The following is a 22058-nucleotide window of genomic DNA, read 5'->3' on the forward strand; positions in this document are numbered from 1 at the left end:
AAAATGGTCTTAGCTGCCCTGCGCGCCTTTAGGTGTTTCGGCCTGAGGGCGTGGGGCGTCGCTGATCGCATCACGTGCCACGGAAACCGCCTTGAGGACCGCAAAGACAGGCGCGCCGGGTTCCAATGCAAGCGCTTCGGCAGAACGCCGTGTGATCCTTGCCAAAAGGAACGCCCTGCCAAAAGACAGCTGCACGATCACGCCTGGACCCGCGCCCAAGCGCAGTTCCGTGACCGTTGTCTCAAGCACATTGAGGGCGGAAATGCCGCGTGGTTCTTCCGTCGCCAACATGACGTCCTGCGCTTCGATCCAGACCCGCACCGCGGCGCCTACAGGCTTGTCGATACGTGGCAGCAGCAGGGGCACGCCTTCGGCTTCCAGCGTGCAGAGGCCGTCGGCGTGATGCGCCTGTACCCGCGCGTCGAGCATGGCACCGGCGGACCGCACCCCGAGGGGCGTGATCGCCGGATCGCTCATGACCTCCGCCGCCGGACCCTGACGCGCCACGCGGCCCCCGTCCAGTGCTACGACCGTGGTTGCAATCCGCGCCACTTCCGTTGCCGCGTGGCTTACGTAGAGGATGGGCACAGTCACCTCATCCCGCAGCCTTTCGAAGTAGGGCAGGATCTCTGCTTTGCGTTGTTCGTCCAATGCGGCCAGCGGCTCGTCGGCGAGCAGGATTTGTGGGCTGGCCAGCAGTGCCCGGCCAATGGCAACCCGTTGCTTTTCACCGCCCGACAGCCCCGTTGGTCTGCGGTCCAGCAGATGCCCGATGCCCAGCAGATCGACAATGCGCGCCTTGTCCTCGCGGGGGGCGGATTTGGGGGCAAACCAGCGCCCATAGGCCAGATTCTGACGGACGTTCAGATGCGGGAAAAGTCGCGCGTCCTGAAAGACGTAGCCAATCCTGCGCTTGTGCGGCGGTACGATCTGCCTGGATGCGCTATCGAGCAACACGGTACCATTGCTGGCAATACGCCCTGCTTGTGGGGTCAGCAGGCCTGCCACGGCATTGATGATGGTGGTCTTGCCCGCACCGGACCGGCCAAAGAGCACGGTAATGCCGGGTGGCGCCTCGAACGCGACGTCCAGATCAAAATCGCCAAGGCGGTGCTGCAGCGAAACGGAAAGCGTCATGTGCCCTGCACCTTTCTGGCGGCCCGGCGCGCGAGTGCTTCTGAAAGCAGCAGCGCGCTCATCGCCACGATGATCGAGATGATCACCAGCCGCCACGCCGAGGTTTCACCGCCCGGCACCTGTAGGAAGGCATAGATGGCCGTGGGCACTGTTTGCGTCTGGCCGGGGATGTTGGAGACAAAGGTGATGGTGGCGCCGAACTCTCCCATGGCCTTGGCAAAGGCAAGCACCGCGCCTGCGATCACGCCCGGCAGGATCAGGGGCAGGGTGATGGTCAGAAACACCCAGAACCGCGACGCACCAAGGGTGGCGGCGGCTTCTTCCAGCTTTGGGTCCACCGCCTCGATCGACAGGCGAATGGCCCGCACCATCAGTGGAAAGGCCATGACGGCTGCCGCAAGGGCTGCGCCGGTCCAGCGGAAGGCAAAGACAATGCCGAAAGGCTCCAGAAGGCGCCCGACGGGCCCTTGCGTGCCGAAGGTGGCCAGTAGCAGGTAACCGGTGACTACCGGCGGCAGGATCAACGGTAAATGCACCAGCCCGTTCAGCAGCTGTTTGCCTCGGAACTCATAGCGCGCCAGGACATAGGCGACCCACAGGCCAACGGGCAGGCTCAGGAGCGTTGCCCAGAAGGACACCTTCAGGGAAAGCGCAACGGCGCGCCATTCGTCGGGGCCGAGCCACTCTGTCACGGGGCGGCCCTCGGCAGGGTGAAGCCCTGATTTTCAAAAACCCGACGCGCAGGGGCTGTGGTCAGATGATTGAGGAAAGCCTGCGCTGCCGGTGATGCGCGCCCCTCAAGAAGGGCCGCCGGATAACGTATCACCGGATGGCTTTCGAGCGGGAAGAGCGCAAGGACGCTCACCCGTGGCTCGGCCTGCGCATCGGTGGCATAGACGATCCCAAACGGCGCTTCACCAACAGCGACCAGCGCCAGTGCTGTGCGCGCATTGTCGGTTTGTACGATCTGAGGGGACAGTGCGTCCCACAGCTCAAAATGCGACAAGGCGGCCTTGGCGTAGATGCCGGCGGGCACCGCCTCGACCAGCGCCGTTGCGATACGTGCGGCACCCAGACGATCGGCAAGGGTTTCTCGGGTCAACGTCAGCGGGGCCGCCTCCGCGCCATGGGCGATCAACACAAGCCGGTTGCCGATGAACTCCCCGCGGGTCTCCGGGGCCAGGGCCTGTTGTGCCTCCAGCCAATCCATCCACGCGCGGTTTGCGGAGATGAAGACATTCGCAGGCGCGCCCTGTGAAATCTGCCGTGCAAGAAGGGAGCTGCCCGCATAGGACAGCGATACGCTATAGTCCGTCTCTTGGATGAAACCCGCTGTGATCTCGTCCAACGCCGTTTTCAGGCTGGCAGCGGCGAAAACCGTGATTTGTTCCGCGCGCGCAGGTGCAAGACGGAAAGCGAGGAGACAGAGCGCGCAGATCAGCAAGAACCGCATCATTCGGCCTCTCGCCACGTCGGGCGAGCCGCGTACGCAATCTTATTCGTGAACCTTCGGATCATGGGGCTACATTCTTGCACAGGCAGGGGGGTTGCAAGGGGCCGCGACCGAGGCATGCTGCCGGGGGCGTGATTTTTGCACAGGCGCCTGTGCCACAATGGGCATTTCGCGGGTGCATCGGCGGGGCTAGACTGATGCGCCAGCGAGGAGGAGGATCACATGCGCACCCTGGAAGAGATATTGGCGATCAGCGTTGAACGAAAAGGGTCCGAAGCGGCGATCTTCGAAGGCTTTGAGCCTGCCAAGACGGCGGACCAGTTGGCAGCGACCTCGGATGACCGCTGGCTGGCCGCCATGTCGCGCGCGATCTTCAATGCCGGTTTCAACTGGAAGGTCGTGGAGGCAATGTGGCCGGGGTTTGAAACCGCATTCAAGGGGTTCGATCCGGGTGTGTGTTCCATGATGGATGACGATTGGTTCGACGCGCTGATCACCGATACCTCGATCGTGCGTCACGGGCCAAAAATCCGCGCCGTGCAGGAAAACGCGGTCTATGTGCGGGCGCAATCCGAGGCCCATGGCAGCTTTGGGGCTTTTGTCGCAAGCTGGGGCGTGGATGATTTTTCGGGGCTGCTGGCACATCTCAAGTCCGAAGGGACACGGCTCGGTGGGACGTCGGGGCAGTACTTCCTGCGGTTCATGGGCGTGGAAGGCTACATCCTGTCCCAGGACGTGGTCACCCGGTTGATTGCCGAAGGGGTGATCGACAAACCGCCAACGTCCAAAGGGGCCATGACCGCAGTGCAGGAGGCATTTTCGACGTGGCACCATGCCTCCGGACGGTCGCTGAAGGAAATCAGCCGGATACTGGCCACCAGCACGGGCTAGGCGTTGCCTGTGGCGCTTTGACTGGCATCGGAGGTCCTTAGACGGCCTGCGCCAAAGGTGCTGAGCGCAAGCAGGGCGGCGGCGGTCCCAAGACACAGGGGCAGGCCGCCGATCTGATAGCTGGCCCCCGACAGCACCGTGCCCAGCAGGCGCCCGGCGGCATTGGCCATATAGTAGAACCCCACATCCATCGTGACCCGTTCGCCCGAGCTGAAGGCGAGGATGAGATAGGAATGCAGCGCTGAATTGACCGCAAAGAGCGCACCGAAAAGCAAAAGCCCGCCGATCAGCGTGGCCGTCAGCCAGCCGGTGGGTTCCGGCGTGACATAGGTGAGCAGCGCCAGACCTGCCGGAAGGATGACAAGGGCCGCAACCCAGGCACGGGCGTCGCGGATGATGTCGGCTTCGGGTCGTGATTTGGCTTTCAGCAGTTTCGGGGCTGCGGCCTGAACCGCCCCGTAGAGGATGATCCAGAGGGCCATGAAACTGCCGATGGTGAAGAAGGCGGCGCGGTTGCCCGCCTCCGTGCCATCGGAGAGCACCGCGTAGAAATAGATCGGGATGCCGACCACGAACCAGACATCGCGGGCAGCAAAGAGGAAGACGCGCGCAAAGCTCAGCCAGTTGACATTGGCGTTCTTGGAGAAAACCTCGCGGAATTTCGCGTCCTTGCGGCCCGTGGGTAGCCCGGCGGGCATTTTCAGGACGATCACAAACAGGATCAACGCCAGCACCGCCGCCATGCCCAGCACCGCGCCTTTGAGCCCGACCCACCCCAGCAGCACCGCGCCGATCAGGAAGCCCAGCCCCTTCACCGCGTTCTTGGAGCCGGTCAGCAGCGCCACCCAGCGAAAGAGGCCCCCCTGTTCGGCAGGGGCCAGCAGTTTGACGGCGGATTTCGCGCTCATCTTTGAAAGGTCTTTGGCCACACCGGATGCGCCCTGCACGGCCATGACAAAGACCACAGAGGCGGCGACCGTCCAGCTTGGGTCAAGCTGGGCCAGGGCCACCAGCGCACCGACTTGTAACGCGAGACCGGCGTAGAGTGTCGAGGTCAGGCCAAACCGCGCCGCGATCCAGCCCGCGCTGAGGTTGGTGACGACGCCTGCGATCTCGTAGAGCACGAAGAGATAAGCCAGTTGCACAGGCGAAAACCCCAGCGTGTGAAAATGCAGCAGCACCAGCATGCGCAGCGCGCCATCGGTCAGCATGAAGGCCCAATAGGCCGCCGTCACTGCCACATAGGCCGCACCTGCATGCGGGGCGCTCATAGGGAAGCGCCGACCATGAAGGCCACATCCGCCAGCCGGTTGGCATAGCCCCATTCGTTGTCGTACCAGACATAGACTTTCAGCTGGGTGCCATTCACCACCATGGTCGAGGGCGCATCCACGATCCCGGAGCGGGGATCATTCGTGTAATCCGTGCTGACCAGCGGGCGGGTTTCATAGCCCAGAATGCCTTTGAGTTCAGCTTTCGAGGCGGCTTCGAAGAGGCCGTTGATCTCCTCGACCGTGGTCTCGCGCTCCAGCTCAAAGACACAGTCGGTCAGCGAGGCGTTCAGCAGTGGCACGCGCACGGCATGACCGTTCAGGCGGGCCGTCAGTTCCGGGTAGATCAGGGTGATCGCCGTGGCGCTGCCCGTGGTGGTGGGGATCAGCGAATTCAGCGCGGAGCGCGCGCGGCGCAGATCCTTTGCGGGGCGGTCCACGATGGTCTGCGTGTTGGTGACATCGTGGATCGTGGTGATAGAGCCATGTTTGATGCCAAGGTTCTCATGCACCACCTTGACCACGGGCGCGATGCAGTTGGTCGTGCAACTGGCCGCTGTCACGATTTGATGCTGCGCCGGATCATAGGCGTCATTGTTGACGCCGTAGACGATATTGGCGGTCGGGCCGTCCTTGACTGGGGCGGAGACCACCACTTTTTTGACCCCGGCGGCGAAATAGGGCGCAAGGGCGGCTTCGGTCTTGAAGGCACCGGTGCAATCGATCACCACATCCACACCATCCAGTGGCAGGGCCGCCAGATCGGTTTCGCCGGTTACGGGCAGCCGGGTGCCGTCAATGGTGATACTATCCTCATCGGCGGCGAAATCCGCAGGCCAGCGCCCGTGCACCGTGTCGAACTCCAGCAGATGCGCGTGCATTCCCGGATCGCCCACAGCATCGTTGATCCAGGCGATCTTTGCGCCGCGCTCCAGCAGGGGGCGCAGTGCCAGTTTTCCGATCCGGCCCAGGCCATTGAGGGCGTAAGTGGTCATGCAGGGGTTCCTTCCAGGTGGTCCGCGCCAATATCATCAATGGCGGCTTGCAGTGAAATGGCATCGAGCGTGTTGATGGGCAGCGCGGCAAAGGCCTTCAGCCGGTTGCGCAGCGCGCCATAGGTCTGTTGAAAGGCGAGCCGACGTTCGGCCAGACTACCACTGGCCTTGACCGGATCGGGCAGGCCCCAATGGCCGCTGATCGGCTGACCCTCCCAGGAGGGGCACTCCTCATTGGCGGCCTGATTGCAGACGGTAAAGACAAAATCCATGCGCGGGCTCTCAGGGCTTTGAAACTCCGAGGTATGCTTGGATCGTAACGCGGATGTGTCATGCCCTTTGGAGATCAGCATCTCCACCGCCAGCGGGTTCAGCTCGGATGCGGGCAGCGTGCCGGCGGAATAGGCGTTGAACCGGGATCCGTCCAGATCGCGCAGAATGGTTTCGGCAAAGATCGAGCGGGCGGAATTGCCGGTGCAGATGAAGAGAACGTTGTAGCGGGTATCGGTCATCTTTGGTGCTCCTTTGGCGAGAGGGGGGCACAACTCCGGTCGGCCCCGGCAGCAGTCAATGAAGAGGAAATCGATCAGCTCCCCCGCCGCGCCGGGTGCGGCACGGTACAGCAGCGAGGTGCCTTGCCTGTGCTGGCGGATCAGGCCCGCATCCGTAAGAGCCGCGAGGTAGACGGAGGTTGTCGAGGGTTTGAGCGACAGGACCGCGGCAATTTCACCGGCGGGAACCTCATCCGGATAACGCCGCATCAGCAGACGAAAGACACTCAGCCGGTGCGGGTGGCTGAGTGTAGTTAGGCGGAGAAGCGCGTCTTTTTCCATATTTCATGAATATATGAAATATAGATCTGCGCAAGGCTGATCTGCGGTGGGGTCAAAGAAAAACGCGCCCCTTTTGGAGCGCGTTCCAGAGGTCAAAAGACTGAGAAATCAGCGGACGACGTGCACGCTGCAATTGGAGTGCCGAACAACCCGGGCGGCGTTCGGGCCCAGCAGGTAATCCTTGAAGTCCGGCTTATGGGCGCCGATCACAATCAGCCCGCAATCCGTCTCCCGCGCCACATGCAGGATTTCCTCATAGGCGTTCCCGGTTGCCACCACATGGCGCACCATCGCATCCACATCCGCGCCAATGCTGGCGGTGATTTCGTCACTCAGCAGTTGCCGCGCCTCGGCGACGGCCTTTTCGTGGTGGTCGGCGTCGAAGAAACTGCCCACGATGCTTTCGCCGAAATCGGGCACAACCGTCATCACGTCGAGTGATGCGCCGTCGAGGTCGGCGAGCTTTTTGGCCACGCGCAGAACCTCCGCGTCCTGGCCTTTGTGGCTGACATCAATCGCGCAGAGAACTGAACGGCTCATGCGGTGACTCCTTCCTGTTTTTCTTCTTTGCCCACACGGCCGCGTTGCAGCAGGACGATCAATCCCAGGAACAAGAGCGCCGGCAGGAACATTAGCTCCTTGGGCATCTGATCCGCCGGGGCTTTCACGGCTTTGACGGTCACGAATTCGTCGCCGTAGAAGTCATAGCCCTGAAAGGTCTCCGCATAAGGCGTGCCAAAGAGCGGTTCCTCCAATGCGATGTCTTCCCCTTCCTCCACGGTCAGTAGGCCGTAAGCCTCCATCCGGGTGCCTTCTGCTTCTTCACCGATGGGCACCAGCAGCGTTGTTTCCTTGGTCTCGCCGGTATCGAAGTCAGGGCCGCTGACGATGACCCGGAATTCACGACCCACGGGGGCGTTCTCCACCTTCTCGGCAAAGTTGGCCGGGGCGATATCCTCAAACGGAGGCTGCAGGCGGTCCATGAAGAAATCCGGACGGAAGAGCATGAAGGCGATGAACACGAGGGCGACGCTCTCGTAGATGCGGCTGCGGGTCAGGAAATAGCCCATGGTGCCTGCGGTGAAGACAAGTATCGCGATGGTTGCCGTGATGAAGACCAGTATCCCCTGGACCCATCCCACATCGATCAGCAGCAAGTCCGTGTTGAAGATGAAGACGAAGGGCAGGGCGACCGTGCGCAGGGAATAGAAGAACGCAATGAAGCCGGTACGGATCGCGTCCCCGCCCGAGACGGCGGCAGCCGCGAAACTGGCAAGCCCCACGGGCGGCGTCACATCCGCCATGATCCCGAAGTAGAACACAAAGAGGTGCACGGCGATCAGGGGCACGATCAGCCCCGACTGCGCGCCCAGCTCGACAACCACCCCGGCCATCAGCGATGAGACCACGATGTAGTTCGCCGTGGTGGGCAGCCCCATGCCCAAGATGAGGCTCAGGAGCGCCACCATGATCAGCATCAGGATCAGATTGCCGCCCGACAGGAACTCCACCAGATTGGCCATGACCTGTCCCACACCGGTCAGCGTCACCGTGCCCACGATCACACCAGCGGTGGCCGTCGCAAGGCCGATGCCGATCATGTTGCGCGCCCCGTCAATGAGGCCCTGCAGCAGGTCCACGACACCGTCGCGGAACGCGTTCACCATATCGTTTTCACCGCGGAAGATGGACTTGAGCGGTTTCTGCGTGAGTAGGATGAAGAACAGCAGCATGGTGGCCCAGAAGGCCGAAAGGCCGGGGGATTTCTGCTCAATCATCAGGAAGTAGACCAGCACGATGATCGGCAGCAGATAGTAGAGACCCGCCTTGTAGATTTCCCCGATGACCGGCAGTTCGACGTGTTCGGCGTTCGGATCGTCCGGCATGAGGTCCGGCACCTGTGCGGCCAGTGCCAGCAGCAGAATATACACGCCGCAGACAATTGCGGTCATGATCAGCCCGGCAGAGTTCGGCGCCCAGGCGGTCACGGCCTCGACGGGGAACTGCGAGCCATAGCAAAGCCCGGCAAAGACGAGGAAGAACGACAGCATGCCGACAACGGTTTTCACCATGGACACCTCGCGGTCGCCCAGGGTCGGCATGTTGTTCTTCACCGCTTCGAGATGCACGATATAGACCAGCGCAATGTAGGAAATCGTTGCGGGCAAGAAGGCGTGAGTGATCACCTCGACGTAGGAGATGCCCACGTATTCCACCATGAGGAAGGCCGCAGCGCCCATGACCGGGGGCATGATCTGGCCGTTCACCGAACTGGCCACCTCAACCGCGCCGCCTTTCTCGGACGAGAAGCCCACGCGTTTCATCAGCGGGATGGTGAAGGTCCCGGTGGTGACCACATTGGCGATGGAGGAGCCCGAAATCAGGCCCGTCGCAGCCGAGCCGACCACAGCCGCCTTGGCCGGACCGCCGCGCAGGTGACCCAGCGCGCCAAAGGCCATCTTGATGAAGTAGTTGCCCGCGCCCGCCTTATCGAGCAGGGCACCGAAGAGCACGAAGAGAAACACGAATTTGGTCGAGACCCCAAGGGCGATCCCAAAGACCCCTTCGGAGGTGATCCACATGTGGCTCATCGCCTTTTGCAAGCTCGCGCCTTTCCAGCGGATCACGTCCGGAACCGCCTGCGAGGCGCCGAAGAAGACGTAGAGCAGGAAGATCGTGGCTATGATCGCCATTGCAGGCCCAAGTGCGCGGCGCGCGCCTTCAAAGAGGATGATCAGGCCCACAAGCGCAAACCACTTGTCTGTGTCATCGGCGAGGCCGCCGGAATTCACGATCTTGTCGTAGAAAATGTAGCCGTAGAGCGCGATGAAAGTGCCCCCGAGCGCCAGCAGCCAGTCATGGATCGGAATGTAGTCGCGCGGGCTCGACTTGAACATCGGGTAGGCCATGAAGGCCAGGAAAATGGCAAAGGCCAGGTGGATCTGGCGCGAATTGTTGATCACGGAGCCGGGCAGCAGCTGATTGGACAGCGGCGAGGCCAGCATCACCTGAAACAGCGACCAGACGATTGCGACAATCGCCAGAAAGGTGCCGACGGACCCTGCCGGATTACGGGCCCCTGCGTCCGACGAGGAGACGAGGTCCTGAAGTTCTTCTTCGGTCAGCGCGCGGCCGCCGCTTGTCTTATCTGCCATTTAACTGTCTCCCTGACGTGCCGCGTTATTTTTGGATGCGGCTTTTTGTCGTTTGGTGTGCCCTTTGGCGGGCTTCAAGGGGCGGCGGACCGCCCCTCGCGTTGGCATAGGTGGGTTTACTCAACCCAGCCTTTTTCCTTGTAGTACTTCGCAGCACCGGGATGCAGCGGCGCGGACAGACCTGCTGTTGCCATTTCTTCCGCTGTCAGATTGGCGAAGGCCGGGTGCAGCTTCTTGAAGTCTTCGAAGTTGTCAAAGACCGCCGAAACAACAGCATAGACCGCATCTTCAGAGACGCTTGCGGAGGTCACGAAGGTTGCGCCCACGCCGAATGTGGCCACGTCACCATCGGTGCCGCGATACATGCCGCCGGGGATCTTGGCCGAGCGGTAGTAGGAGTTGTCACCGATCAGCGCGTCGATTTCGGCGCCGGACACCTCAACCAGCACGGAATCGCAGGCGGTTGTGGCTTCCTGAATGGAGCCCGAAGGGTGACCCACGGTGTAGATCATCGCGTCGATCTGGTTGTCGCAAAGCGCTGCTGACTGCTCGGCCGCCTTCAGTTCGGACGCCAGCGCCAGATCGGATGTGCTCCACCCCATCTTCTCCATCACCACTTCCATGGTGCCACGCTGACCGGAGCCGGGGTTGCCGATGTTGACCCGCTTGCCTTTCAGATCGGCAAAGCTGGTGATGCCGGCATCGGCACGCGCCACCACTGTGAAGGGTTCCGGGTGCACGGAGAACACGGCACGCAGGTCTTCAAACGGCCCTTGCTCTTCAAAGCGCGAGGTGCCTTTGTAGGCGTGGTACTGCCAGTCGGATTGGGCCACACCGAACTCCAGCTCGCCCGCGCGGATGGTGTTGATGTTGTAAACTGACCCGCCCGTCGATTCGACGGAGCAGCGGATGCCGTGTTCCTTGCGGCCCTTGTTCACCAGACGGCAGATCGCGCCACCTGTGGGGTAGTAAACCCCCGTGACACCACCCGTACCGATGGTGATGAATTCCTCCGCCATTGCGACTGGCGCCGTCAACATCGCCAGTGCCGCACCGGCGGCGGTCATTTTCAATCCATTGAACATTTTTGTCTCCCTTATTTGGATTATGAGTCGTAGGTTAGCCGTCTGAAACTTCTTGTAAACGGCGGTTATTCTGTTCCACCTCGGCAATACGCTGCCGCGACGCCTCGCCCCCGATGCGTGCCAGAAGGCCCATCAGGGTTTCGACAAAGAAAAGCGATGCTGTGTAGGAGGAAAAGAAATGTGGTGTCTTGGAGGGCGTGATGAACCCGGCTGCTGCATATTTAAGCGCCGGACAGGTGTGGGTGTCGGTGATTACCACCACAAAGCACCCGTTTTCGCGCGCCAGCTCCGCCGCCCGCGCGGCGCGGGGTGAAAAGGGGGATTGGGTGATGACGATCACCACATCGTCTTCGTTCAGCCCGGCGAGGCCCGCGCCCAGCGATGCACCCATGCGTCCGGCCAGGCTCCAGTTGTCAAAAAGCAGACCCGCCATATAGGTCAGATGTTCCGCGACACCGGTTGAGCTCAGCGCCCCGAACACCAGGACGGTGCGGGCCGCGTGCAGTTTCTGCACCGTCTCGTCCAACTGGGAGGCGGGCAGGCTGCCGGCGAGGGTCTCGATGTTGCGGATGCACGCCGCCGCAAAGCTTTCCGGGAAATCGAGTTGGCCTTCGCTTTGCAGCGTGGACAGCTGTTGCTCGCGCGGGGTAGCGCGGTTGACGCGGCGCCCGATAGAGGTGCGCAAATCCCCCCGCAACGCACCGAAATCCTCGTAGCCCAGGGCCCGCGCAAGGCGGGAAAAGGACGCGGGCGCGATATCGCTTTGCTCGGCCACGGACCGCAGGGAGCGGGTCGCAATATCAATCTGGTTCTCGACAAGGTAATCCGCGGCCTGTTTCAGCTTGCCGCTGAGGTCGTCATAGCTCGCAGATATCCTGATATCGAGTGGTCCGTCCACGCAGGCTCCCCCAGCCGTCACGAATCCTCAGAAGAGGATTCATTTGTTTCAGCGCATTGTCAACGAAGGCTCCATATGTTTCACAATTGGCAGCGCAACAAGGGAGATTTCGAATGTCACATGTGTTTGCCCGGCACTCTAGGACCAATCTTCGACGGGCGTCTATAGGTAAAGGCGCGTACCTCTATGACGCTGATGGCAAAGAATATTTTGATGGATCGGGCGGTGCGGCGGTGTCCTGTCTGGGACATGGCGACCCGGATGTGATCGCGGCGATTCAGGCGCAGGTGGCGCAGCTGGCCTATGCGCATACAAGCTTCTTTACCTCCGATCCGGCGGAAGAATTGGCGGACCGGCTCGTGAAAGACGCACCCGGCGATCTGGACAAGGTCTACTTCGTCTCCGGCGGTTCCGAGGCGGTGGAGGCGGCGCTGAAACTGGCGCGTCAGTATTTTGTGGAGATCGGCCAGTCCGAGCGGCGCCATTTCATTGCGCGGCGGCAAAGCTATCACGGCAACACTCTTGGCGCGCTGGCCACCGGCGGCAACGTCTGGCGCAAGCAGGCCTTTGCGCCGATCATGGTGGAGACCTCGCTGATCTCACCTTGCTACGCTTATCGCGGTCAGAGGGAGGGCGAAAGCGCTTTTGACTACGGCCAACGGGTTGCGAACGAGCTGGAGGCGGAATTGCTGCGTCTGGGGCCCGAAACGGTGATCGGATTCGTCGCCGAACCGGTTGTCGGCGCGACCCTTGGCGCGGTGCCGCCGGTTGAGGGCTACTTCAAACGCATCCGGGAGATCTGCGATCAATACGGCATCCTGCTGATCCTTGATGAAGTCATGTGCGGCATGGGCCGCACCGGCAGCCTTTTCGCGCATGAACAGGAGGGGATCACCGCCGATATCGTGACCATCGCCAAGGGGCTTGGTGCCGGGTACCAGCCCATCGGGGCGATGATGTGCACCGACAGGATCCATCAGGCGATTGCCGATGGGTCAGGGTTCTTTCAACACGGGCACACCTACATCGGTCACCCCACCGCCTGTGCAGCGGGCAACGCGGTGCTCGAAAAACTGACCGGAGGCTTGGTCGAGCGTTGCGCGGTGATGGGAGAGAAATTGCAGTCCGCCTTGCAATCGGAGTTTGGCCAGCATCCCCATATCGGTGATATTCGGGGCCGTGGGCTGTTTCGGGGCCTGGAGATCGTCGAGGACCGCGCCAGCAAAAAGCCCTTCGATCCGGGGAAGGGCATCAACAAGCAGATCAAACAGACCGCCATGGCGAACGGGCTCGCCTGCTACCCGATGGGCGGCACGGTCGATGGCCAGACCGGTGATCACGTGCTGCTGGCACCGCCCTTCATCATCGAAGACGCCCATGTGGACGAGATCGTCACGAAACTGAAAAAGACCTTCGACGAGGTGCTGTGATCCGCATTACTCCAGCGTGAAGCCGATGCTGCGGAGGAAGGCGGCAAAATCCGTGCGCTGGGGGGTGGCGTACATCTTCGCCCTGGCCTCGGACCATCCAGGACCATTTTGCCCGGCCAGACGGCGGGTGTCGTAGGATTTGATGTCTGCCTCGGTGATATCCGAAAACCGGTCGCGATGGACGGTCTTGGACAAGGGCAGGCGGGCGCTGACGCCCGGTGCGGCGCTGGGGTATCCCACGGCCATGCCCGCCACCGGAAAGACGTGATCTGGCAGGGCCAACAGGTCTTTGACCTGCGGCAGATGGTTGCGAATGGTGCTGATCGGACAGCATCCCAAACCCGCCGCCTCCGCTGCCGCCATGAAGAAGGCGAGAGCAATCCCCGCATCGACACTGGCATTGAAGAACGCGTCCAGGTGATCGTTCGGGAAGGGTTGATCGTGCATCATCTGCACCTGGCGCTGACGTCGGTTGTTGGCCAGAAACAGGATCATCGCCGGAGCGTCGGCAATCCAGGCCTGCGCATCAAGCAGCGATTTTAGCGCCGCCAGCAGTGTCGGGTCGGTCACGATGAGAATGTCGCGCTGCTGCAAATCGCTTTTCGACGGCGCGCAAAGCGCCAATGCGCACAGTGTTTCAAGCACGTCCGTATCGACTGTTTGAGCGGTGAAGCTGCGGCAGGATCCGCGTGCAGCAAGGGTCTTCAACGCCGGAATGTCGGCCAGACCCGCGGGGACCTCCGGCGTCTCGCCAAAGCGCCGGATAAGGGCTGCGGAGAGCGCGGTTTCAGACATTGAAACACCTGCGATAATAGTAAGAAATACTTACAAGAAACATAAGTACATATTCCTTCTCGTTAGTTATTCTGGCGGTTATACCATAGGCGCAATGGAACCGGTCACAAGTCAGGAAAGCGCATTGGACGGGCAAAGTGGCACTCTCGAAGTTTCGGTCTGGCGTGGCACGTCTCAGGGCGGCGATTATCAGCGCTTCGAGGTTCCCGCGCTCGAAAACCAGACAATTCTTGATGTGGTGTCGTGGATACAGCACTACGCGGATGCGACCCTGACCTACCGTTTTGCCTGCCGTGTCGGCATGTGCGGGTCCTGCGCGATGATGGTGAATGGTCAACCCCGCTGGACCTGCCGCACCCATGTCAAAAAGGTGCTGAAGGCCGGGAAGGTACAGATCGGGCCCTTAAGAAACCTTCCTGTGATCAAGGACTTGGTCGCGGATATGGATCCGTTTTTCGACAAGTGGGTGACCGCCGGAGGTGCCCATGCGCCGAGTGCCACGCGGGACGATCCCATCCCACCAGTCGATCCCCAAGACGCGATCCGCGTAGAGGCGAGCGCCGGAATAGAATGCATCAACTGTTCCATCTGCTATGCCGCCTGTGACACGGTAGCGGGGAATCCTGACTATCTCGGCCCCGCAGCGTTGCAACGCGCCTGGACGCTGCTGAACGATGCAAAGCATGATGCGCCCCACCAGATCTTGGATGCGGTGTCGGGTGTCGGAGGTTGCCACAACTGCCATTCGATGGGCAGTTGCACTGTCTTTTGCCCGAATGACCTGGATCCGATGTCCGCCATCGCCGGGTTGAAGCGGGAAACGGCGAAATCCTTCTTTCGGAGGCGCAAGTAAGCGATGCTGGATCTACGCCTCTACATGCTGCAGCGCATCACGGCCCTGATCATGGCGCCGCTGACCCTCGGGCACATCGCGGTGATGATCTACGCTGTTCAAGGCGGGCTGTCGGCGGAAGAGATTTTGGGCCGCACGCAAGGCTCTGTCTTCTGGTTTTCGTTCTATGGCTCCTTCGTGCTGGCCGTCGCGACACATGCGGCCATCGGGCTCCGCGTGATAGCGCATGAGATGATCGGTTTGACGGGGCGCGCGCTGACCGGATTTACCTGGGGAACGGGACTGTTGCTGCTGGCGATGGGCACGCAGGCACTGATTGCGGTGACCTGGCCTGCGGGGATGACATGAGACCCGCGCGCGCGCATCCACTCTGGCTGGCTTTCGTGCTGCACCGGGTATCGGGTCTGGCATTGGCGCTTTTCCTGCCTGTGCATTTCTGGGTCTTATCCTACGCGTTGACAACGCCAGAAAAGCTCAATGAATTCCTCAGCTTCGCCGAGCAACCTATTGTTAAATTAGCGGAGTTCGGACTGGTCTTCCTGCTGGCCGTTCATGTCTTCGGCGGCTTGCGCCTGATGGCGATGGAATGGCTGCCATGGTCTGGCCCACAGAAATCGCTGGCCGCGGGCGCGTTGGGTGTGGCGGTTCTGATCTCCGGCACGTTTCTCTTGCAGGTGGTGTAACAGATGGCGTGCAACATCGACCGACATGATACGGATATTCTGATCCTCGGCACGGGCGGAGCGGGGCTTTTCGCCGCGCTGCACGCACAGCAGGCGGCACCAGAAGGCACAAAAATCACCGTCGCGGTCAAGGGGCTGATCGGCAAATGCGGCTGCACGCGGATGGTGCAGGGCGGCTACAACGTGGCGCTGGGCGGTGGCGACACGGTCGAGCGGCATTTCATGGACACGATTGAGGGCGGCAAATGGCTGCCCAATCAGGACATGGCCTGGCGGCTCTGCGAACAGGCAGTCGTACGCATCCGCGAGTTAGAAAACGAGATCGGCTGTTTCTTTGACCGCAATCCCGACGGAACACTGCACCAGAAAGCCTTTGCCGGGCAGACCGCTGACCGGACGGTGCACAAGGGCGATTTGACGGGCATCGAGATCATCAACCGCCTGATGGAGCAAGTGCTGAGCCGCCCTGTTGAAAAGCTGCAGGAACACCGGGCCGTGGGGTTGATCCCCACGAAGGACGGCAGTGCCTTGGCTGGTGTGCTGATGATCGACATGCGCACGGGGCGCTTTCGGTTTGTGCGCGCCAAGACGGTGCTGATGGCCACGGGCGGCGGCCCGACCATGTACAAATATCACACGCCCAGCGGTGATAAAACGATGGATGGGTTGGCCATGGCGCTGCGGGCTGGCTTGCCGCTGCGGGACATGGAGATGGTGCAATTCCACCCCACCGGGCTGCTGGCAGGAGAGCACAGCCGCATGACCGGCACTGTTCTCGAAGAAGGGCTGCGCGGCGCAGGTGGGCAGTTGCTGAATGCCTCCGGCCAACGGTTCATGTTTGACTACGATGGCAAGGGCGAACGGGCGACCCGCGATGTGGTCAGCCGGGGCATCTACGCTGAAATGCGCAAGAGCAACGACCCCGATCAGGTGGGCATGTTCATTTCCATGTCTCACCTCGGGCCGGAGAATGTGCGCGCCAAGTTCAAGGGCATGGTAAAACGCTGCGAGGATAGCGGCTTTGATCTGGCGGGTGGTCTGGTCGAAGTGGTGCCGACCGCGCATTACTTCATGGGGGGCGTTGTTGTCGACGTTGAGACGCGCACCGCTCTCGAAGGTCTCTATGTGGCGGGGGAGGATGCAGGCGGCGCCCATGGGTCCAACCGTCTGGGTGGCAACGGGGTGGCGAATTCCACCGTCTACGGTGGCATTGCTGGCGATACGATGGGTGTCGACATTCGCAGCATGACGACCTTGCGGGACCCGGATGAAGAGGTGCTGGCCGTCGAATATACCCGGGCCACGCACCCGCTGTCGCAAGCGCCGGACCTGGTTCAACCGCTGCGCAATCGGTTGCAGGAAGCCATGTGGGAGGACGTCGGCGTTATACGCACGGCAAGCGGGATGACGCGTGGGTTGGACAGGATCAGCGCGATCCGGGATGATCTGATGCAGGTCGGCGTGGCAGCGGAAAACCTGGCCTTCAACCTGACGTGGCACGACTGGCTGAACATGGCGAGCCTTTGCGAGGTTTCCGAGGTGATTGCAAAGGCCGGGCTTGCGCGGGAAAACTCCCGCGGCGCGCATTACCGCGAGGATTTCCCGGAGGCAGGCGCGATGGAGGCTTCCTACTTCACGGTTGCCCAGATGCAGGAGGGTAACGTGAACGTCACCCGGGAGGATGTTGATTTCTCTATTGTTCGCCCCGGTGAGACGATCTTGCCAGCGGGGGAGCCCGAAACACTGGTGGCTGCGCAATGAGCGAGGCCGTTGTCGCATTCCTTACGCTGGCGTGCAGCATCGTGCTGGCCTTTGTCACCGCCCGCATGTCCGCCCGGAACGATCTTGAAAAGCTACGCGAAGAGATGAAGCTGGATTATTCTGTCGAAGCCGCGATCCGGCATCTGCTGGAAAACCAGAGCTACCAGAAGCGCAGCCTCAAGAAGATCAAGCACCACCTGCGTGGGTTCGAAAACGACGATGCGCTGCGCATGGCGTTGATCCGGGCGGGGGCGGTCGCGTTCTCCGGGTCCGGTGAGGATGAAATGTGGGGGCTGGTGTCGCGCAACCGGGAGGATTTCAGATGATTTCCATCGATCTCATTCAAAAGACGGCTGAAACCCTGATGGACAAGGCGGCAATCGAGATCCCTCAGGATTATCTCGACGGGCTGCGCGCTGCGGCGGCAACGGAAGATGGCGATCTTTCGTCCTTCGTTTTGCAGGCGATGCTGGAGAATTACGAAGCTGCGAAGGAAGACAGGCGCGCGATGTGTGGCGACACGGGCGTGCCGCGCTGGTTCGTGAAGATGGGCAATGACGCGCGGATTGAAGGGGGGCCCATTGCGTTGGAGGCCGCCCTACGTCGGGCCACGGCCAATGCGACAACGGGCGTGCCTTTGCGGCCCAACCGGGTGCACCCGCTCTGGCGCACGGATCACAACAACAACGTCGGCATCGGCGCGCCGGAGATTGAATACGGGTTCGAGCCGGAAGGGGAGTGGATTGATCTGATCACCGTACACAAGGGCGGGCTTTTCGGCACGGATTACCGGATGCTGTTTCCGTCTGACGGCATTCAGGGGATCAAGCGGTTCTACCTCGACAGTCTCGTCGCCTTCGGCAAACGCGGGCTCGCGTGCCAACCCGCGATCATCGGCATCGGGCTCGGGGGATCGAAAGACACCTGCATGGTGCTGGGCAAGCGCGCCTCGGTCCTGCGCACGGTGGGCAGCCGGAACTCCGATCCAAAGATTGCGGCGATGGAGGATGAGTTCAAGGAACTGGGCAATTCAATCGGTATGGGGGCGATGGGATTTGTCGGTAAAAACATGGTGATAGACTGCAATATTGAAGTCGGATATTGCCACACTGGCGGTATGCAGATGTCGGTGCATGCGTTCTGCCTGTCGTCGCGCCGGGCCGTTGCACGTATTTTTCCCGATGGCCGCGTCGAGCATCGCACAGACCCCGATTGGTTTACCGACTATCAGCGCCGCGAGACCATAGACTGGGAACCGGCGCGGGAGGCTGCAGAATGAAAATCCGCGAGGTCACGCTGTCCACGACGCCAACCCCAGAGGCCATTGCTGATCTGCGTCTGGGCGATATCGTCTACCTTGATGGGTTGATCTACACCGCGCGCGAAGGCGTTTACATGCGCGCGCTGGAGGATAAGGCCAACATTCCCATGGAACTGCCCTCGCAAAGTGCCGCGAATTTCCACTGCTCGCCCGCCGCAGTGATCCGAGAAGATGGGTCGTTTGATCTGGGCGCGGTCACGGCGACAGCCAGTTTTCGCTTTGCCAAGTGGTTGCCGGAATGGATGGCCAAGACCGGTGCCCGGCTGATCATCGGGAAGGGGGGTATGTCGTCCAAGGATTACAAGGACTACTTCGTGCCGAACGGGGCGGTCTATCTGTCCACGGTTGGGTACGGCACCGGCGCGCTGCTGGGGCGCGGGGTGGAGACGGTAGAGGCGGTGCATTGGCATGAGGAGCTGGGCATCGCCCAGGCGATGTGGGTGATCCGGGCGCGGCGTATGGGCCCGTTCATCGTGGCCTCAAACCTTGACGGCGACTGCCTGTTCGAGCGTGAGAATGCCAAGATCGTGCAAAATCTGGATCGGGTTTATGAAGGCACGCGGCCCGCCGTGCTCAAGCGCTACGGCGAGACGGACGACCGGTCTGACGAGGTGATCGGTTAGCTCCGCGTCAGAACAGCTCGCGCAGCAGCAGGACCGTACCGGAGATAAAACACACTGCGATCAGCAACCGGCGAAAGGTCTCATCCTCAAGCCTGCGGAACACGACAATGCCGATTTGCGCCGCCACGATGGCCGTGGGCAGCGCAACGGCGAGGTGCAGCAGGGTCTGTCTGTGATAGGCGCCGTTCCAGGCGAGCATCACGGCGGTCAGGGCCAGCACGGTCACGTTGAACGGTTGCAGCACGGCGCGGGTTTCATATTTGGGCCATGCCCGCATGGAGCACCACATCGTTGGCAGCGCGCCGGACAGAGAGGCCGCACCGCCCAGGACACCGCCCAGAAACCCAACGCTGCAATCCATAATCGGGGTCGGGTGGTCGATTTTTGGCAAGGTACGGCGGAGCGTGAAAAATCCGCCGTACAGGATCAGGAAAAACGCGACGAGCAGTTTGAGCGCGGTCACGTCGATCTGCTTGAGAGAGGCGACGCCCAGCGGAATGCCGATGATCGCAGGCAGAAGAAACCGGGCCAACCGGCGCGGGTTTTGTGTCAGTGCACCGCGCACGACCCAGAGGCCTTGGAGCCCGCTGACCACCGAGATCACCACGATGATGGCGACGGCTTCGACGGCGGGCATGATGGTGAGAAAAAACCCCAGGGCAAAGAGCGAGGTGCCGAACCCGGCCAGACCGTTGATGAAACCGCCCGCCAGCGCGCCGATCACCAGATAGGTCATCTCTTCGGCGCTCATGCAGCGGGTTCTGTACTGGTCTGTGCGCCGAAGGCGCCGATCTGAACCGACCGCAGGCAAACGCTGTGCAGTTCCGTCAGGATTGGCCCGTGCGCCGTGTCGCGCGGAAAGGCGAGGCCCAGCCGCCGGACCGGCGCGTCCTCCCCCAGCGACAGGCGTTTCAGCGGCAGAGGGTTGTTGGTCTTGACCGCCCGTTTCGGCGCAATCGCCACACCGAGGTTGGCAAACACCATGCTGGAGATTGCCTCCAGTCCGTCCAATTCCATGGCTTCGCTGACGCGGATGTTCTTTTTCTGTAGCCAGCTTTCGATCATGTGCCCAACCACCGCATCGCGGTTGAAGCGGATGAACGGGTGCTTGGCCAGCAACTCAAAGGGGTCATCGCTCTGCACATCGCGCGAGGCCAGCAGTTGCAGCGGTTCCTCGGCAATCTCCAGAAACTCCAGGCCGGCGGGCACCAGCTGGGGCCGTGAGATGATCGCGGCGTCCAAGGCCCCGCGTTCCAGTTGGGATACCAACTGTATTGTCAGCCCCGGAAAGAGACGCACGCGCACCTCCGGGTAGGCGTCCACCAGCATGGAAATCGCCGACGGCACCATCGTGGTCAGCGTCGTGGGCAAGGCGCCCAGAGAGACCTCGCCGCTGACACCACTTTCGCCCAGCACGGAGGGCAGCATCTGGTCGTAGGCGCGCACGACATCGCGGGCCTTGGCCACCAGCGCGCGGCCCAGAGGTGTCAGTTCCGGCGTGCGTTTGGAACGGTCAAAAAGCTGGATGCCCCAGTTTTCCTCCAGCGCGCGCATCTGCTGACTGACGGCGGCGTGGGTGACGTAAACCGCATCTGCGGCCGCGCTGAAGGTCTTGTGATCATGCACCGCGATCAGCGTTCGCAGCGTGCGTATCGACATCCAGCAAAATCCTTTTTGTCAGCAGAACTTACCAATTCTGTAATTTATTATTACTTCTATGAAGCATGTCTTAACGTTACCAATTGTCAAGGGCGCTGTCGGCTTTGCCCGGGGAGGTCCGGAAATAAGACACGACTGGGAGGAAAACGATGACATTCAGAACATTGGGCGCGGTCTGCGCCTTGAGCCTTGGCCTGGCGGGAGCCGCCCTGGCGGAGTACCCCGAACGCCCGATTAACATGGTGATTCCGTACGGGGCAGGCGGGGCGACCGACATCTCCGCCCGTACAATTGCCGAGCCTCTGGGCGCTGCGGTGGGCAAGCCGCTGGTGATGGCGAATGTCACCGGCGCAGGCGGGGCGACAGGCTCCGTTGCGGTGCAGAACGCCAAGGAAGACGGCTATACGATGCTCTTTGCGCGCGTCGGCTCGCATTCGGTGAACCCGGCGATGAAAGCCACGCTGCCCTATACGCTGGATGACTTCCGCTTTGTCACCGTCTATGAGATCAACCCGGTGGCCTGCGCGGTCAGCCCGTCGTCCGGTATCACTTCGATGGAGGATCTGATTGCGAAGGTGGACGAAGGGGGCGTGACCTATTCCTCCTCCGGTGTCGGATCGCTGCTGCATCTGGCCGCCGTGATGGTGCTGTCAGAGTTCGGCGTCGAGGAACCGCTGACCAAGACCACGCATATCCCGCAGAAGGGCGGGGGGGCTGCGGCCACCGCTGTGCTCAATGGCACAGCCACCTTCCTCTGCACCAACTCGTCCGCTATCGCGAGCTTTGTCGCCAACAAACAGCTGGTGCCGCTGATGGTCACCACGGCGGAGCCGGTAGCCGGGTTCGACGTGCCCACGGCCGCTGATCTGGGTAAACCCGCGCTGCACCAGCTGGTCGGCTGGACAGGCATTGCGGGGCCGGACGGCCTGCCCGATGATGTGGCGGATAAATGGGGTGCCTGGATGGCGGCCGCGACGGAAGATCCCGAGTTCCTCGAAAAGATGACCGCACGGGGGTCGGTGATCGAGCTGATGTCGCCCGAAGACGCCAATGCCTTCATCGAGGGACAGTACAATACCTTTCGGAAACTTGTTGACGATCTGGGCATGAGGATCGAAGGCTAGGTCCAAGGACCGCGATGCGCGCGAGACGGAAACGCCGGGCACTGTCTCTGCCCGGCGTTTTTCATGAGACCCGGAACGGGCGAGGGGAGGA

23 protein-coding genes are annotated in these 22058 nt (G+C 61.6%); 10 read left to right on the forward strand and 13 right to left on the reverse strand.

The features are described 5' to 3' along the window. Nucleotides 1-9: 9 nt before the first annotated feature. The 3 genes from modC to modA are packed head-to-tail and all read right to left on the reverse strand — an operon-like array spanning nt 10 to nt 2593. Nucleotides 10-1137: a molybdenum ABC transporter ATP-binding protein gene (gene modC / locus Q1A52_RS09055; RefSeq protein WP_300013814.1), complete on the reverse strand. Its 1128-nt coding sequence runs from the start codon at nt 1135-1137 to the stop codon at nt 10-12. After that, complete coding sequence (gene modB, locus Q1A52_RS09060) at nt 1134-1829, reverse strand: molybdate ABC transporter permease subunit (RefSeq protein WP_300013817.1); 696 nt, start codon at nt 1827-1829, stop codon at nt 1134-1136. Before modB ends, modC begins: the two co-directional genes overlap by 4 nt. Continuing rightward, nucleotides 1826-2593 carry a molybdate ABC transporter substrate-binding protein gene (gene modA, locus Q1A52_RS09065; protein WP_300013820.1) on the reverse strand — a complete coding sequence of 256 codons (768 nt, stop codon included), beginning with the start codon at nt 2591-2593 and terminating at the stop codon, nt 1826-1828. The genes modB and modA overlap by 4 nt, the downstream gene beginning before the upstream one ends. A 219-nt stretch (nt 2594-2812) precedes the next feature. Between modA and Q1A52_RS09070 the strand changes: the two genes are divergently transcribed. Next, nucleotides 2813-3481, forward strand: coding sequence for a DNA-3-methyladenine glycosylase I (locus Q1A52_RS09070; protein ID WP_300013823.1), 669 nt, complete (start codon nt 2813-2815; stop codon nt 3479-3481). Here Q1A52_RS09070 and arsJ read toward each other — a convergent pair. The 7 genes from arsJ to Q1A52_RS09105 form a co-directional block, all read right to left on the reverse strand. Beyond that, nucleotides 3478-4752 carry an organoarsenical effux MFS transporter ArsJ gene (gene arsJ, locus Q1A52_RS09075; protein ID WP_300013827.1) on the reverse strand — a complete coding sequence of 425 codons (1275 nt, stop codon included), beginning with the start codon at nt 4750-4752 and terminating at the stop codon, nt 3478-3480. The genes Q1A52_RS09070 and arsJ overlap by 4 nt on opposite strands. After that, nucleotides 4749-5747 (reverse strand): ArsJ-associated glyceraldehyde-3-phosphate dehydrogenase, encoded by a 999-nt coding sequence (locus Q1A52_RS09080; RefSeq protein ID WP_300013830.1) that lies wholly within the window; start codon nt 5745-5747, stop codon nt 4749-4751. Before Q1A52_RS09080 ends, arsJ begins: the two co-directional genes overlap by 4 nt. After that, nucleotides 5744-6580 (reverse strand): helix-turn-helix domain-containing protein, encoded by an 837-nt coding sequence (locus Q1A52_RS09085; protein ID WP_300013833.1) that lies wholly within the window; start codon nt 6578-6580, stop codon nt 5744-5746. Before Q1A52_RS09085 ends, Q1A52_RS09080 begins: the two co-directional genes overlap by 4 nt. 108 nt (nt 6581-6688) lie before the next feature. Next, entirely contained in the window at nt 6689-7120 is a 432-nt protein-coding gene (locus tag Q1A52_RS09090) for a universal stress protein (RefSeq protein ID WP_195818894.1), read from the reverse strand. Continuing rightward, entirely contained in the window at nt 7117-9735 is a 2619-nt protein-coding gene (locus Q1A52_RS09095; RefSeq protein ID WP_300013836.1) for a TRAP transporter permease, read from the reverse strand. The genes Q1A52_RS09090 and Q1A52_RS09095 overlap by 4 nt, the downstream gene beginning before the upstream one ends. 116 nt (nt 9736-9851) lie before the next feature. After that, the gene (locus Q1A52_RS09100; RefSeq protein ID WP_299779113.1) at nt 9852-10802 is read right to left on the reverse strand and encodes a TAXI family TRAP transporter solute-binding subunit; all 951 of its coding nucleotides are present in this window, start codon (nt 10800-10802) and stop codon (nt 9852-9854) included. Between the two features lie 52 nt (nt 10803-10854). After that, nucleotides 10855-11718: a MurR/RpiR family transcriptional regulator gene (locus Q1A52_RS09105; protein WP_300013840.1), complete on the reverse strand. Its 864-nt coding sequence runs from the start codon at nt 11716-11718 to the stop codon at nt 10855-10857. Between the two features lie 113 nt (nt 11719-11831). On the opposite strand from Q1A52_RS09105, the gene Q1A52_RS09110 reads away from it, so the two are divergent. Continuing rightward, a complete protein-coding gene (locus tag Q1A52_RS09110) occupies nt 11832-13148 on the forward strand; it encodes an aspartate aminotransferase family protein (protein WP_300013843.1) in 1317 nt (438 codons plus the stop codon). A 6-nt stretch (nt 13149-13154) separates the two neighbouring features. Here Q1A52_RS09110 and Q1A52_RS09115 read toward each other — a convergent pair whose 3' ends face one another. Continuing rightward, nucleotides 13155-13943 carry a nitroreductase family protein gene (locus Q1A52_RS09115; protein WP_300013846.1) on the reverse strand — a complete coding sequence of 263 codons (789 nt, stop codon included), beginning with the start codon at nt 13941-13943 and terminating at the stop codon, nt 13155-13157. 94 nt (nt 13944-14037) lie between these two features. On the opposite strand from Q1A52_RS09115, the gene Q1A52_RS09120 reads away from it, so the two are divergent. From Q1A52_RS09120 to Q1A52_RS09150, 7 genes are read left to right on the forward strand one after another with little or no spacing between them, the layout of a single operon-like run. After that, on the forward strand, nt 14038-14796 hold the full coding sequence (locus tag Q1A52_RS09120) for a 2Fe-2S iron-sulfur cluster-binding protein (RefSeq protein ID WP_300013849.1): 759 nt from the start codon (nt 14038-14040) through the stop codon (nt 14794-14796). Between the two features lie 3 nt (nt 14797-14799). Further along, nucleotides 14800-15144: a succinate dehydrogenase gene (locus Q1A52_RS09125; protein ID WP_300013852.1), complete on the forward strand. Its 345-nt coding sequence runs from the start codon at nt 14800-14802 to the stop codon at nt 15142-15144. Further along, complete coding sequence (gene sdhC, locus Q1A52_RS09130; RefSeq protein ID WP_300013855.1) at nt 15141-15479, forward strand: succinate dehydrogenase, cytochrome b556 subunit; 339 nt, start codon at nt 15141-15143, stop codon at nt 15477-15479. Before Q1A52_RS09125 ends, sdhC begins: the two co-directional genes overlap by 4 nt. A gap of 3 nt (nt 15480-15482) precedes the next feature. Then, nucleotides 15483-17240, forward strand: coding sequence for an FAD-binding protein (locus Q1A52_RS09135; protein WP_300013857.1), 1758 nt, complete (start codon nt 15483-15485; stop codon nt 17238-17240). Beyond that, complete coding sequence (locus Q1A52_RS09140) at nt 17237-17566, forward strand: hypothetical protein (RefSeq protein WP_299777377.1); 330 nt, start codon at nt 17237-17239, stop codon at nt 17564-17566. The genes Q1A52_RS09135 and Q1A52_RS09140 overlap by 4 nt, the downstream gene beginning before the upstream one ends. After that, nucleotides 17563-18519 carry a fumarate hydratase gene (locus tag Q1A52_RS09145; protein WP_299829688.1) on the forward strand — a complete coding sequence of 319 codons (957 nt, stop codon included), beginning with the start codon at nt 17563-17565 and terminating at the stop codon, nt 18517-18519. The genes Q1A52_RS09140 and Q1A52_RS09145 overlap by 4 nt, the downstream gene beginning before the upstream one ends. Next, nucleotides 18516-19184 (forward strand): fumarate hydratase C-terminal domain-containing protein, encoded by a 669-nt coding sequence (locus tag Q1A52_RS09150; protein ID WP_300013860.1) that lies wholly within the window; start codon nt 18516-18518, stop codon nt 19182-19184. The genes Q1A52_RS09145 and Q1A52_RS09150 overlap by 4 nt, the downstream gene beginning before the upstream one ends. A 7-nt stretch (nt 19185-19191) precedes the next feature. On the opposite strand, the gene Q1A52_RS09155 is transcribed toward Q1A52_RS09150, so the two are convergent. Together Q1A52_RS09155 and Q1A52_RS09160 are read right to left on the reverse strand one after the other, a co-directional pair. Beyond that, nucleotides 19192-19935 (reverse strand): sulfite exporter TauE/SafE family protein, encoded by a 744-nt coding sequence (locus Q1A52_RS09155; protein ID WP_300013863.1) that lies wholly within the window; start codon nt 19933-19935, stop codon nt 19192-19194. After that, nucleotides 19932-20843 carry a LysR substrate-binding domain-containing protein gene (locus tag Q1A52_RS09160; RefSeq protein ID WP_299777369.1) on the reverse strand — a complete coding sequence of 304 codons (912 nt, stop codon included), beginning with the start codon at nt 20841-20843 and terminating at the stop codon, nt 19932-19934. Before Q1A52_RS09160 ends, Q1A52_RS09155 begins: the two co-directional genes overlap by 4 nt. A 149-nt stretch (nt 20844-20992) precedes the next feature. Here Q1A52_RS09160 and Q1A52_RS09165 point away from each other — a divergent pair, with 149 nt between their 5' ends. Further along, the gene (locus Q1A52_RS09165) at nt 20993-21967 is read left to right on the forward strand and encodes a tripartite tricarboxylate transporter substrate binding protein (protein WP_299777367.1); all 975 of its coding nucleotides are present in this window, start codon (nt 20993-20995) and stop codon (nt 21965-21967) included. Nucleotides 21968-22058 lie beyond the last annotated feature (91 nt).

The sequence above is a fragment of the uncultured Roseobacter sp. genome, assembly GCF_947488185.1.
Classification (GTDB): domain Bacteria; phylum Pseudomonadota; class Alphaproteobacteria; order Rhodobacterales; family Rhodobacteraceae; genus Roseobacter.

Coding starts and splice junctions, on each gene's coding strand:
- modC (WP_300013814.1), bottom strand. CDS start 1,137: ATGACGCTTTCCGTTTCGCTGCAGCACCGCCTTGGCGATTTTGATCTG.
- modA (WP_300013820.1), bottom strand. CDS start 2,593: ATGATGCGGTTCTTGCTGATCTGCGCGCTCTGTCTCCTCGCTTTCCGT.
- Q1A52_RS09070 (WP_300013823.1), top strand. CDS start 2,813: ATGCGCACCCTGGAAGAGATATTGGCGATCAGCGTTGAACGAAAAGGG.
- arsJ (WP_300013827.1), bottom strand. CDS start 4,752: ATGAGCGCCCCGCATGCAGGTGCGGCCTATGTGGCAGTGACGGCGGCC.
- Q1A52_RS09080 (WP_300013830.1), bottom strand. CDS start 5,747: ATGACCACTTACGCCCTCAATGGCCTGGGCCGGATCGGAAAACTGGCA.
- Q1A52_RS09085 (WP_300013833.1), bottom strand. CDS start 6,580: ATGGAAAAAGACGCGCTTCTCCGCCTAACTACACTCAGCCACCCGCAC.
- Q1A52_RS09090 (WP_195818894.1), bottom strand. CDS start 7,120: ATGAGCCGTTCAGTTCTCTGCGCGATTGATGTCAGCCACAAAGGCCAG.
- Q1A52_RS09095 (WP_300013836.1), bottom strand. CDS start 9,735: ATGGCAGATAAGACAAGCGGCGGCCGCGCGCTGACCGAAGAAGAACTT.
- Q1A52_RS09100 (WP_299779113.1), bottom strand. CDS start 10,802: ATGACCGCCGCCGGTGCGGCACTGGCGATGTTGACGGCGCCAGTCGCA.
- Q1A52_RS09110 (WP_300013843.1), top strand. CDS start 11,832: ATGTCACATGTGTTTGCCCGGCACTCTAGGACCAATCTTCGACGGGCG.
- Q1A52_RS09115 (WP_300013846.1), bottom strand. CDS start 13,943: ATGTCTGAAACCGCGCTCTCCGCAGCCCTTATCCGGCGCTTTGGCGAG.
- Q1A52_RS09120 (WP_300013849.1), top strand. CDS start 14,038: ATGGAACCGGTCACAAGTCAGGAAAGCGCATTGGACGGGCAAAGTGGC.
- Q1A52_RS09125 (WP_300013852.1), top strand. CDS start 14,800: ATGCTGGATCTACGCCTCTACATGCTGCAGCGCATCACGGCCCTGATC.
- sdhC (WP_300013855.1), top strand. CDS start 15,141: ATGAGACCCGCGCGCGCGCATCCACTCTGGCTGGCTTTCGTGCTGCAC.
- Q1A52_RS09135 (WP_300013857.1), top strand. CDS start 15,483: ATGGCGTGCAACATCGACCGACATGATACGGATATTCTGATCCTCGGC.
- Q1A52_RS09140 (WP_299777377.1), top strand. CDS start 17,237: ATGAGCGAGGCCGTTGTCGCATTCCTTACGCTGGCGTGCAGCATCGTG.
- Q1A52_RS09145 (WP_299829688.1), top strand. CDS start 17,563: ATGATTTCCATCGATCTCATTCAAAAGACGGCTGAAACCCTGATGGAC.
- Q1A52_RS09150 (WP_300013860.1), top strand. CDS start 18,516: ATGAAAATCCGCGAGGTCACGCTGTCCACGACGCCAACCCCAGAGGCC.
- Q1A52_RS09155 (WP_300013863.1), bottom strand. CDS start 19,935: ATGAGCGCCGAAGAGATGACCTATCTGGTGATCGGCGCGCTGGCGGGC.
- Q1A52_RS09160 (WP_299777369.1), bottom strand. CDS start 20,843: ATGTCGATACGCACGCTGCGAACGCTGATCGCGGTGCATGATCACAAG.
- Q1A52_RS09165 (WP_299777367.1), top strand. CDS start 20,993: ATGACATTCAGAACATTGGGCGCGGTCTGCGCCTTGAGCCTTGGCCTG.